Below are 12,479 nucleotides of genomic sequence, written 5' to 3' on the forward strand. Positions count from 1 at the left end.
TTAGTCATTAGTCATTGGTCATTGGTCATTGGTCATGAACTTTGGAGAAATACCAAAGGACAAATGACTTTAAACTTCTGATAGCTATTATATTCTTGTTGCCAGACCAAGAATGATGTATACAATTGCTTAGACTTAATTTTATCAGAGGAAATACTGAAAATGGGGCGTATTTTTATATCAGCAGCTCATGGAGGCAAAGAAGCGGGAGGAATAGATCGAGGTGCGATCGCAGGTGGTACAAGTGAAGCAAAAGAAATGATTCTGCTGCGGGATTTGATTGTTACGGAACTGAGGGCGCGGAGTTTGGAAATTTTGGCGGTTCCTGATGACTTGAGCGCCGCCCAAACTATCACCTGGATCAATTCCCGCGGCCGCCGGGGTGATGTCGCCCTAGAAATTGCAGCTAATGCGGCTAACAGCCCTTCTGTGCGTGGGGCTAGCATTTTCTATATTGCTAATAATAGCGATCGCAAGAGTAATGCTGAACAGTTACTAGTAGGGTTATTGCGCCGCGTACCCCAATTACCGAATCGGGGAGTCAAGCCAGATACAGATAGTGGATTGGGTAGTTTAGCATTCTGTCGTCAGACAACGCTGCCAGCTTTGGTAATGCAAGTAGGGTTTCTCAGCAATCCAGAAGATCGGGCTTTACTGCAAACTCGTCGCCGCGATTTTGCTTTGGGAATTGTCGATGGATTGGTGACTTGGAGTCGTGTGATTGACCCCACTCCTGGAACTCCGGTAGAAGCAAATTATCCGCCAATTAATATTAATATTAACGGACAAAGTTACACAGAAAAAGGAGTTTTAGTTAATGGTAATGCTTACATCCCCATTGATTTAGTAGACCTTCTACGAATTGACCTTTCAAAAGCAGCTAATGTCAATAAAATTACTTATCACAAAATAGTTTATGTCAAAGCCATCGAACTACGAGATTTTAATGTTGCAGTCAATTGGGATGCGGCAACGCGTACTGTTAGCTTACGCTCGAATTTAGCGGTTTGCCCTGGTCAATTTTCGCGGGTAATGTCGAACGGTAATACTTCCGAAATACAGTTACAATTATTCCTCAGAAACAATAATGAAAATGCCTTAACAAAGTTTCCTGACATCCCAAAACTTTATCGGGAAGAAGCAGGTATAGAGGGAGTGAACTATGATATTGCCTTTTGCCAAATGTGTGTAGAAACTGGATTTTTACGGTTTGGTGGCGATATTAGACCTGAGCAAAATAACTTTGCAGGCTTAGGTGCGATCGGTGGCGGTTCGGAGGCTGCATCTTTTCCAAGTGCCAGAATTGGAGTCAGGGCGCACATCCAACATTTGAAAGCTTACGCCAGTTTAGAACCTTTGGTACAAGAAGTCGTAGATCCAAGGTTTCGTTTTGTCACACGCGGGATTGCGCCATTAATCGATCAGCTATCAGGGCGGTGGTCAGCAGATTTGGATTATAGTACAAAGATTTCAGCAATGCTCAAACGATTATATGAATCAGCAGGACTTCTTTGAGTCAGGAAAGGAAAATTACTCAGGTTCTGCAAAGTGCGATCGCCTATGGTGGGCGGAACGCGATCGCAAACACGATCTGTTTTAGCTGTTTTTTGACAAACCTAGAACTTACGCACAGGTAACAGAGAACGAAGCACAGAGAAGCCAGCCAGTGCGTTAGGCGGGGTCCCCGACTTGAAGCAACTGGCGCGACGCAGAGGTCACGGAGGAATGAGAGTTTGAGAGGGTTTTTGCGTAAGTCCTAAAACCGCTTGCTAATTACTTGATTAACTGTTGATTCCACAAACTCAGTTGCAATAGCTTCACCATTTCGCCAACGTTCTTCATAGTTGGGGATATACAGCACAATTTGTGAGGTACACAAATACTCCAGCCGTATATGCTGTATTGGTTTACTTTTTGGCAGTCAAAATGGTTAATGCTCAACCATTAGCGTAGTTTGTATATCTCTTCAATATTGTCAGGGGTATCAACTGAGTAAGTAATTTAACTGATATGTTTGCTATTTCTTTTACCAAATGTTTCTACTTTGATTCCAGCAGTCTAAAAGTATAGCTGTTGTATACTACTGTAACTCTATCAATTTGAAGTATAATCCTGAAAGTTACGATCGCTTCTTTACCAACTACAAAGTACAAGGAGAAATTTTTACGACATTTACTGCAATACGAATTGAGATTACGCCTAGTGGAGCAGCTTTAGGAGCAGTTGATACTGGCGTCAACACCAGTATTACAGCAGATTCAGAAGCAATCTTGCAACTCAAACAGGCGTGGCGCGATCGCCATATCCTCATCTTCAAAAATCAACAATTGACTGACGACCAATTATTACTTTGAATCAGCAAGCTTCCCAAAAAACCAGACGCGATGCCTGCGGCGGTAAACTACGCAATTATCCTATATTTGTTAGTTGGGCTAAATATTATTCAGACTAACTATTAGTATAACATAGTATAATTTTGCGAATGAAAATTTGGAATAGACAACTAGGCGATCGCGTAAGTAATATCATTTACCAGCATTTACCCGCCTTTCGCTGGCGTAACTTTCGGCTGTTTTTTGGGGGACAGTTACTATCAATGTCTGGGACATTTATGACCCAGCAGTTAACTATTCCTTGGCTCGTATACGAATTGACTCAATCGGCTTGGTTGTTGGGAATTGCAGGGTTTGTGCAATTTTTACCGACGTTATTAGTGATTCCGTTTTCGGGCGTATTGTCCGATCGCTGGAGTCGTCGTGACTTGTTAATGCTAGTGCAGATATTGGGAATTAGCGTTTCCTTAACTTTAACGATTCTTACCTTTACAAATTGGATTACGTTTCCCATCCTATTGGTACTGAGCGTTCTCAATGGTTTCCTCAAGGGATTAGATATGCCCGTGCGTCATACAATCGTCACCGAAACCGTAGATGATCGCGCCGATTGGAGTAATGCGTAGGCGTAGCCCGCCGAAGGCATCGCTTTGAATTCAGTGATGTTAAGTTCCTCGCTGGTATTGGGGCCGGCTATGGGCGGGATTTTGATTGCGACGCTAGGGGTGAAATATTGTTTTCTCTACGATACCCCCAGCTATAATCAATCAAACAAATCTGGTTGGTCGTGGGTAATTTCATCCCACAAATATTGGAATCCACCCCAGCCTGCTTGGTGAGTACCACCGCGTTGTTGGATCTTTAAGGCGATGTCGCGATCAATCAGGATGGGTTTTCCTACGGCTTCTGCTAGTAATTGCGCCTTAGCGGTATCCTCTAACCTGATGTACCACCAAGCGGCTTCATCCACACTGTGTCCCACGGTCAATATTCCGTGGTTGCGTAATAATCGCAGCTTTGCGATCGCCTAGTGCTTGAGCAATGCGTTTTCCTTCGCTTGTCTCTAAGACAATGCCTGTAAAATCATCAAATAGAGCATGATCTTGGTAAAAAGCACAGGAATCTTGGGTAATCGGATCGAGCAACCGACCCAAAGATGACCAAGTTTTGCCATAGAAAGAATGGGCATGAGCCGCTGCAATGACATCGGGGCGGGCTTCGTGGATTTGAGAGTGAATGGCAAATGCTGCTTGACTAACTTTGCCTTCACCTTGGACTACCTGACCTTCACTATTCACTAGTATCAGGTCTGATACCCGAATTCGACTGAAGTGTATCCCAAAAGGATTTACCCAAAAATGATCGGTAAGTTCGGGATCGCGGGCAGTGATGTGTCCTGCCAATCCTTGAGCAAAACCCAAACGCGCAAATACCCGAAAAGCTGCTGCCAAGCGTTCTTGACGATGGCGACGCTCTGATTCAATGGAAACGAAGGTCGGTGGCTGAAAGGGATTGCTGGGGCGGACGAGAGAAGTTTGCACCATAATTTTCAACTCCTACGTATGGATTGGATAGACCTACAGTGCTGCCTCACTGCTGCTAAAAGCCTCAAGGTTTATCGATAGACATCGCTTCACCATTAAACTAGCGAGACAACAAAGGATTTATGGTTATGGCTCTGTGAGCGATGTCTACGACGGGCTGCGCCTTCGCAGTTTTTATCGCTGCAAAGACGTATTGTTCAATCGTGTCCAGTGGACAATGCTACAAATAACTTTTGGCTAATAACCGTAAATACGTTACTAATTACCTGATATCAGCTTTTAAACACCTAGTGACAACAAATTTCTAACTAGAGTAGTGATACTATCAAATAAACTACGGTAAGTCAATCGAATTTTAGCTGTTTAAACTACAATGAAGCTACCACAGTTCATTTAAATAAGCAAGTTCAATATGGAGTTTTGCTACAAAATATACTTGAAGAGAATGTTATTTCTTTACTCGTATAGAGACTGTGGCGATTTGTTAAGTTGTGGAGCGATCGCACGGTTTTTACCAGAGAAAGCCAGAGGACAGAAAGCAGGACGAAGAAAATATATTTTTTGTATGGGTTTTACCTCCTGCCCCCTGCCCCCTGCCCCCTGCCTTCTCACATATCTCCCTTATATTCTTCTAACAATTGCGGAATGTGATCGTACCCATCTACACCAATAACCGCAATAATTTTCGGGCGATGTTGCAGTAAGAACTTTTGGAAAGCTTCTGCCCCGATTTGCCCTTGTAAAATTGTCAGTAACCCTGCTGGTTGTCGCCACTCATTAGAAGCAATTTGCTCTAAAAGATACATTCCCAAGCAGCCCGTGTAAACAGTTTTTTCGGAATTTTGCAGATGATAATAAGCTTCTGCTAAATAAGCTAAGTTCCGCCCTTGGAGATACAAATCACCGGAAACTTGTGCTGTTTTAAAGCCATCTTCAAGATATTTAATTGCCGTTTGGTGTTCTCCAATTACTAGATAGGCAATTCCTAAGCTGCTGACACATAAGGCTTTACTTTGAAGATCGCCTAATTTTTCTGATAATTTTAAACCTTGTTCCAAATAATTAATTGCGGCTTCATAGGTTTCGGGTTCTAGGTTTTCCAATTCCTGAGCTTGCATGACTTCGCTGTAACCTAAATTTACTAGCGCGTTTGCTTCCCCTGTGCGATCGCCTGCTTGCCGACTCAGTATTAATGCTCGTTGACTATAGTTAATTGCCTCAGCATAATTTTGTTGTTGTACGTAGGTGCGGCTGAGGTGATTGAGATTGGCAATTTCACAGGTGCGATCGCCTGCATTCCTGGCTATCTCTAACGCCAGCTGATGAAAATCAATTGAGCGCTGGTATTGTCCCAAAGCACGCTGAGAATAGCCTAAAAGTGTCAAAATCCGCGCTTTTTCTTGGGTTCCCTCGCCTCGTCGCAGTGGTTCATCTAAATAATCGAGGGCATCTCGTAAATAAGTACCAGTAAAAGAGGCAAAAATCCCGCCGTAAAAGGGAAAATATGGACGCTGGGCAAAGGTTCGTAAAATCTGGAGCATGATTTGAGAACAGGCATCGCTATATACTGTCCCAATACTCCTAAAACCACTTGCTAACTGACTCCAAATCACTGCAAAGGTCAAAAAAGTGGAAATGGACAACTTTGGCCCCGCTTTAACATCGTAAGCTTGTTGGTCAAACCAGTTAATTAGTCCCCGTTGCAAAAACTGTAAAATCAATGCCATTTCTACCCAATCTCTGAGGGTAATACCACGCTGTCGCTCGGCAAACTCTATTGCGGATTCTTCCCTAGCTAAGGTGCGAAGCAGTGCTTGGGGTAATTCACTATTAAGTTGTTTCGCCCAACTTGCCCAAGGGCCGCGTTCTCCCGGTACACCGCCAAATCCCAGAGATTCCTTTTGCTCGTACATCCAACTGAGCAAGTTGTCTTGCAATCGCTGCCAAGAAGCTAAACCACGGGTAATCCCTTCGGAAAATTGTTGTAAATCAGCATCTGCCTGAGCAAATTGCTGCAATGCCTTTGATAACTGCTGTAACTGTTGTAAATTTAGCGGATACTTCTGATTGGGATCAGTAACCCGGATAAATGTCGCTAGACGATCGCCAGCAGTGGCTGTAGTAATTTCTGTAGCGGCAAAGGCGATCGCTTCTGTGGCTTTATTTTGCTCTTGCCAGCGTTGCCATTGACTTTGAATCGTCTTAATGGCTCTCAAACTGCGAGTCGCCTTGGCTTTTTTGAGTTCGTCTTTTTCGCTATCTACTTGGCTTTGGAAGGTATTCAGGCGATCGCTCAAAGCTAGCTCAAAGACTTCCCCTGTCCCGGAAGTAATCCCTTTAAGCAGTATTTGATACACCTGTTCTACAGAGCTAATTTTGCCCTTGAGGGTGGTTTCGATAATTTCATCGATTAAGGCAAGATAGCGATCGCTTAATGGCAGAGAGTCTGGCACTTTGGCTACTAGGAGAATGTCACGTCAATTCTAATTCTAGTCCTGGCCGCAGAGGTAGGGGAAACAATTGGTCACTTTTCACCAGTCATGGTCATAACAAATGCGAAATTTAGAAAAAATTTATTTAGCGATTTGTTATCATTCCTTGAGTGATTCGCTGTTTAACTACACGATAAAAAAATAATGGAATGCCTATAATATAACGGTCTGCTAGACGAGTAGGTTCAGTAACTAAGCGTGTTAACCACTCCAGACCATTATCAGTCAGCCAACGCGGCCCGCGATATATAGAGTCAGTATAAAAATCTAGACAAGCACCTAAAGGTAAAAATACAGTAGATTCAATTTTACTAAAGTTATCTAAAATCCAGCGTTCTTGTAATGGCATACCAAAACCAATATATAAAATATCTGGTTGGAATTTATTAATTTTTTCTATTACCAAATCATTCTCTTTTCCTGATTTATCAAAATAACCATGATGTCCATGTACGCGTAGATTAGGCGCAATTGCTACTAACTTAGTAATTGCCTTATCCACTACGCCAGGTTTTCCAGCTAACAAAAATAAAGAAAGGTTTTCTTTCTCGCACTTTAATACTAAATCTTCGATGTAATCTGGTGCTGTCATTCGATGTGCAGATTGCATTGAATAACCGTTGAATCTAGCTCCTACCATTACACCAAATCCGTCACAAAATACTAAATCAGCCTTATTCAAAAAATCTCGATACCAAGACTTTTCATAAGCGAAATTCATTGCTCTGATATTCACATGTCCTACAACTGTTTTTTTTTGGCTTTTTGCTGCTTCTATTAAATAATCAACTAATTCTTGTACTTTAACTTTATGGAATCTTGTATCAAACAATTTCACTTCAGGAAAAGTTTTCATTTCTGCACCTCCCTCACTTATTAGCCAGTATACCAAGTTTAGAAGAATACGAACTACAAAAGAATAATAGCTTTATCGTTTCTTTGCCTTTTCATAATATTAAATCCATACTTTTTCAACGCCTATTATCCTTATACAGAATCAATTACGTCGTTTTTAAGCTCGGTATTTAATACATAGTGTAAGTCACTTCAACCTATTTTTATGAAGATGGCTTTCAATTGATAACTGCTGTATAAATGCATCTTAAAGATGTAAGAAAATTGTTTATGTCCAAGGGTTTAACTCTGACTCGCGCGTTATTTCCCAAAGATATTCTCAGATTTTCGTCTGCAATTAAGGATTGCATTGCCTCTGACAGTTGTTGAATATTTCCCGGATTAACTAATAAACCATTCTGGTTTTGAGTAACTATTTCGGGTATTCCTCCTACTGCGGTAGTGATAACTGCCAAACCCCAACTCATTGCTTCTAGTAGTGCCATAGGCAGACCTTCATTGTAGGAAGGTAAGACAAAGACATCAGCTTTAGTTAAAAGATCGTCGCGTTTTTCTTTATCTACCCAATCAAGAATAGTGATGTAGTCAGTTAGATTTAGAGTTAGGATCAAACTACGAGCTTGTTCTACATCTCCATCCCCCGCTATAACTAACTTGGCTTGGCTTTGTTGAGCGACAGGCATAGAAGCAAATGCTTTAATTAAATCAAAAGCACCTTTGCGCTCACCAATGCGCCCTAAAAATAAGAAAAATATCTGTTTGGAATCTATTCGCTGTGGAATTTGTGCGGGAATTTTTACTGGGTTAGGGAGAACAATAACTTGCTCTGACTTCAAACCAAGATTCTCAATGTAAAAATTTTTCCAGCTATCTGATAAAACAATAAAACGGGTACATTTACAAAACGACCAACTTAGCCATTGCTGAAGCAATTGAGGTAGTTTAGAGTAAAACAAATGAAAATCAGCACTATGAGTATGAATAATTACTGGTTTTTTAAATAACCAACCAATAAGAGTAGTAATTGAATGGCGAAAAGCACTACCTCTATCTGAAACATGGATGTGAATTAGGTCAGTTCTTTGGTTTAATAAGTTCCAAAACAACTCACCTATTGCCTGCAAAAACACTAACACTTTATGGAAAGTAGAACCATTCGGTAAAGTCGTAATGTGTTTAATTTCAATATCAGGGGTAGTTTCTTCAAGAATGAGCTTTTCCACAGAAACTATTCCACCTTGGCGCTCTAAGCTTTCGCCCAACATAGTAATTTTTATGGGACTCATAATTGCTATTAATATGTTTTGGAAATTGAATAAAAAGCTATTTTATATAAACTATTGAAAGAATTTCTTCTAGTTTATATCCAAAAGCTTACTCCAAGAAACTTTTGAGAATTAATGCTAATAACTCTATCTGCTTGAGCGCAACTTCATAAATTTATTCAATGTACACTTTTATGATTTTACAGGATGATCTCCATAACAAAATTTTGCCATAGGGATTGTTATGAGGATATTTAAAAAACTGTTGTTAATAACAGCATTCTAGCATTCTCTCATAACTCAAAGCTAAGTAACAATTTTTTGTTTAAGCTAAATCATGTATTTACAGGTAAAAAAAACTAATGAATTTATTTGAGCTTTTAGTAGGAGAAGACAATCATCCAGCATTAGTTACGCCTGAAGGGCGATCGCTAACTTATAAGCAATTACGCGAGAATGTTGTTGGACTGGTATCTCAACTCAATAGCTTTGGATTAAAACGGGGAGAACGCATCGCCATTGCCATGACTAACGGTTCACCAATGGCGATTACCTTTTTGGCTGCTGCCTTATGTGGCACTGCTGCACCCTTAAATCCCAAATACAAACAAGAAGAGTTTGCCTTTTACTATCAAGATACCCAAGCAAAAGCACTGATTACGTTGTCTGAGGGGCCAGAAGCAGCCATTGCTAGTGTCACACCCGATATGATACTGATTAATGCCAAGGTAAATACTGATGGTACATTAAGCTTTGAATTAGTCAAAACAGTCTCAGAACCAGCAGAATCCGCGAATCCCACAGCCCCCAACGCTGATGATATAGCGATGATTCTTCACACTAGCGGCACTACCAGTCGTCCTAAGCGGGTGCCGATTCGTCATCGCAACTTAATCGCTTCAGCCGGCAACCTGATTAGTGCTTACTCACTCACAGCAGCTGATACTACACTTTGCCTAATGCCCTTGTTCCATGTTCACGGATTGGTGGGCTGTTTGCTGGCAACTCTGGCTTCGGGTGGTACATTAGTTTGTCCCAATGGTTTTAATGCCTTGGAGTTTTGGAAACTGGTAGATACCTACAAACCCAGCTGGTACTCCGCAGCGCCAACGATGCACCAGACAATTTTGGCGCGCGCTAGTCGCAACCCAGAAATTGTCAAAGCAAACCGCTTTCGTTTCATTCGCTCTAGTAGCGCTTCTTTGCCGCCGATTATCATTGAACAGCTAGAGGCAGCTCTGAATGCTCCTGTGGTGGAATCTTACAGCATGACTGAAGCATCTCACTTAATGACCACCAATCCCCTACCGCCAAAAGTCAGGAAACTAGGTACTGTAGGTTATGGCTTTGGGGTAGAAGTGGGCATTATGGACTCTGAAGGCAACCTGTTATCTCAGGGAAGCTTGGGCGAGGTGGTGATAAAAGCACCCAATGTTATAGATGGCTACGAAAACAACCCAGAAGCTAATGCCACTGCTTTTGTGAACGGTTGGTTCCGCACAGGAGATCAAGGTACTGTGGATGCAGACGGCTACCTCTGCTTGACTGGACGGATTAAAGAATTGATTAACCGGGGTGGGGAAAAAATTTCTCCTTTAGAAGTGGATGATGTCTTGCTGCGCCATCCTGCCGTCGCCGAAGCCTTAGCCTTTGCCGTTCCCCACAAATCTTTAGGAGAAGATATCCACGCGGCTGTGGTTCTGAAAGCAGAAGTTGGTGAAAAAGAACTTTTAGCTCACTGTGCAACTATGCTGGCAGACTTCAAAGTTCCCAAGCAAATTCACATTTTAGAACAACTACCTCGTGGTGCTACCGGGAAACTGCAACGGTTGGCGATGGCGAAATTGCTGAATATAGGGGAGTAGGGAGTGGGGAGATAACGACACAATCTACAAAAACAGAGATTGAACAGTCAGATCCTTCTGGGTGATGCTGAAGTTACGCTGTTCTGCTGTGGCAATAAATGAAACGATCGCTTCACACGCCACAGCAACGGTTAACATCACCAGGTTTCGTGCCAACGGATAATCACAGACATCATCATTAACCTCCGAAGGAACGCGATAAACGTCATTCCAAATCACTTCTGCATAATCAGCCGATAGTCCAGCATGAAGACAAGGAATGCTTGATTTTTCAGCATAATCTTTCACTGCTTGACGTGCCACGCTGTTATCAAAAACATCGACAATTAGCTGGCTGTCTTGAAGTAGTTGAGTTGTATTTGCTGGTGTTAACTCCTTTGTTTTAGCATCAACTTTAGTACCAATTGCTCGATATAAATTGTTTGCCAAAATTTTCGCCTTGAACGCTCCCACATCAGAACGGTAATAAGGCTGAGTCGAAAGGTTACGCTCCTCAATGCGATCGCGATCTATTACTGTAAGTTTATCAAAACCAGACCGAGCTAAGTTTTCCGCAATGTTAGCTCCTAATGCTCCAGCGCCACAAATTGTTACAGGATAACTTTTTAGTTTTGCCATCACAGCATTGCTGCGGTAAAGCTGTTCGTGAAAAAAGATGCTCATTGTTCTCACTACTCTTGTTGTTCCATCACACCTACTAAGGATTGCAAATCAAAATCGCGATCGCGTCCACTCAGACAAATACCAGAACTGACAACAGTCAAGTCATTTTTAGCGATCGCACTACTATGGCGAACACCATCAGCTGTTGTCCAATCGACTGTCCAATAATCGCTGCGATCGTGGAATTGATTTAAGGTACCGCCACCCATTTGCAATGCCTTTCTCAATCGCTTTTCATCCTGTTGGGGTTGAGTAAAGCCCTCAATGCGCCGAGTTGCTAATTCATACACTGTGCGGATTTCTGGAGTGATACCCTTAAACTGTAATTCTTCAGCAGCAATGAGTTGCTTGACGGCAGATTGCAGAGTTTCAGAAATTGCCGGATCGGTACGGCGATCGACTTCCTCGAACCAGCATGACTGGCCATTCCAACGGGCAATAATTTGCTCAAAGGTAACGCCCTCGGTAACTAAGTGGACTGCGATCGGCTTAACTACCTTCAACCGTTGACGCATATCTACTTCATTAACCGGGTATGCTAACCAAGTTTGTTTTTGCAGTTGGTGTGCTAACCGCAGTCGTATTTGGGGAAAGTGTTGCAAATATTCTGCAATTTGGGGTAAGTCTGCTTCTTCTACAACCTTTGCTGTTTTTTCATCCACAGCCTGAAAGATTCCCCAACCTTCAAATTTACTAGGCTTTGGATTGAAGGTGTAGATCATCCCAGCTACCCGTGTGCGAACTCGTCCACCTTTGACGCAGGGTGCAAGGAATTGGGTGGTATGTAATTGCGCTTCTGCGATCGCAATTTGGTTGATTAGCTTAAATATGTTAGTCATAACTAATATCAATTTTCAAAAATAAGGCTACCAGTGCAACCCTATAAAATCTGACTTTCTTAATTACGAATTACGAATTAATAAAATTCTGCGTGCAAGTTGGTGGAGCATTGCGTGTTCTCAGTTACTAGAGGGACTCCACTGGTGAGTTGTTACACACTCTTTCAAGGATGGCTACTTTTAAGCCTACCTCCCAGGTTCTTCGCACTCCCCGTTCACACACGCCCACTGTATTTGACAGTGTTACTCTTCCTCTCGTACTAGTATGTAGGCTCCAAGAGTTGGGGCACGCAGGATATTAATATAATACAATATACTACATAAAATTGGAAGAGATGAAAATAGGGATTTTGGAGTAGAGCGATCGCTGCTACTTCATATACACTCTTCATGTCGCTTATCAGGATCACCTCCTTGGTTTGAGAAAGGATTTGTAGCTGTAGTGTTAATTTATACTAAATTTAAATATTTTATGTTACAAATGGTAATTTAGACTTGGGCCTAATAACAAATAGGTGAGCGCTTATGAGTAAGTAGGTAGGTGCGAAAAAACCTAATTATGTAAAGATAAGTAAATACGGAGAATGCATCTACTGAGGTAACTGAAATATGGGTGCTCGTTT

General features: G+C 41.9%; 10 protein-coding genes and 1 pseudogene. 4 read left to right on the forward strand and 7 right to left on the reverse strand.

All coding sequences use genetic code 11. The features are described 5' to 3' along the window. Positions 1 to 162 precede the first annotated feature (162 nt). Positions 163 to 1,515, forward strand: a complete 1,353-nt coding sequence (gene tftA, locus V7K84_RS24370) for a hormogonium tapered terminus morphoprotein TftA (protein ID WP_334841830.1) — start codon at positions 163 to 165, stop codon at positions 1,513 to 1,515. A 241-nt stretch (positions 1,516 to 1,756) separates the two neighbouring features. Here tftA and V7K84_RS24375 read toward each other — a convergent pair whose 3' ends face one another. Continuing rightward, on the reverse strand, positions 1,757 to 1,879 hold the full coding sequence (locus tag V7K84_RS24375) for a hypothetical protein (protein WP_334841859.1): 123 nt from the start codon (positions 1,877 to 1,879) through the stop codon (positions 1,757 to 1,759). A 220-nt stretch (positions 1,880 to 2,099) separates the two neighbouring features. On the opposite strand from V7K84_RS24375, the gene V7K84_RS24380 reads away from it, so the two are divergent. Further along, entirely contained in the window at positions 2,100 to 2,354 is a 255-nt protein-coding gene (locus V7K84_RS24380; protein ID WP_334841831.1) for a hypothetical protein, read from the forward strand. A 128-nt stretch (positions 2,355 to 2,482) separates the two neighbouring features. Then, positions 2,483 to 2,959, forward strand: a complete 477-nt coding sequence (locus V7K84_RS24385; protein ID WP_334841832.1) for an MFS transporter — start codon at positions 2,483 to 2,485, stop codon at positions 2,957 to 2,959. Positions 2,960 to 3,096: 137 nt separating this feature from the next. Here V7K84_RS24385 and V7K84_RS24390 read toward each other — a convergent pair. The 4 genes and pseudogenes from V7K84_RS24390 to V7K84_RS24405 form a co-directional block, all read right to left on the reverse strand. Further along, positions 3,097 to 3,877, reverse strand: a pseudogene (locus V7K84_RS24390) (class II aldolase/adducin family protein). A gap of 608 nt (positions 3,878 to 4,485) precedes the next feature. Continuing rightward, complete coding sequence (locus tag V7K84_RS24395; protein ID WP_334841833.1) at positions 4,486 to 6,330, reverse strand: tetratricopeptide repeat protein; 1,845 nt, start codon at positions 6,328 to 6,330, stop codon at positions 4,486 to 4,488. Positions 6,331 to 6,454: 124 nt separating this feature from the next. After that, on the reverse strand, positions 6,455 to 7,225 hold the full coding sequence (locus V7K84_RS24400; RefSeq protein WP_334841835.1) for a WecB/TagA/CpsF family glycosyltransferase: 771 nt from the start codon (positions 7,223 to 7,225) through the stop codon (positions 6,455 to 6,457). 217 nt (positions 7,226 to 7,442) lie between these two features. Then, entirely contained in the window at positions 7,443 to 8,510 is a 1,068-nt protein-coding gene (locus tag V7K84_RS24405; RefSeq protein WP_334841837.1) for a glycosyltransferase family 4 protein, read from the reverse strand. 341 nt (positions 8,511 to 8,851) lie between these two features. On the opposite strand from V7K84_RS24405, the gene V7K84_RS24410 reads away from it, so the two are divergent. After that, positions 8,852 to 10,354: an acyl--CoA ligase gene (locus V7K84_RS24410; protein WP_334841839.1), complete on the forward strand. Its 1,503-nt coding sequence runs from the start codon at positions 8,852 to 8,854 to the stop codon at positions 10,352 to 10,354. A gap of 24 nt (positions 10,355 to 10,378) precedes the next feature. Here V7K84_RS24410 and V7K84_RS24415 read toward each other — a convergent pair whose 3' ends face one another. Both V7K84_RS24415 and V7K84_RS24420 read right to left on the reverse strand, forming a co-directional pair. Beyond that, the gene (locus V7K84_RS24415; RefSeq protein WP_334841840.1) at positions 10,379 to 11,017 is read right to left on the reverse strand and encodes a ThiF family adenylyltransferase; all 639 of its coding nucleotides are present in this window, start codon (positions 11,015 to 11,017) and stop codon (positions 10,379 to 10,381) included. An 8-nt stretch (positions 11,018 to 11,025) separates the two neighbouring features. Beyond that, on the reverse strand, positions 11,026 to 11,856 hold the full coding sequence (locus tag V7K84_RS24420; RefSeq protein ID WP_334841841.1) for a hypothetical protein: 831 nt from the start codon (positions 11,854 to 11,856) through the stop codon (positions 11,026 to 11,028). Positions 11,857 to 12,479: the final 623 nt, after the last annotated feature.

Source organism: Nostoc sp. (assembly GCF_036917315.1).
Taxonomy (GTDB): Bacteria; Cyanobacteriota; Cyanobacteriia; order Cyanobacteriales; family Nostocaceae; genus Nostoc.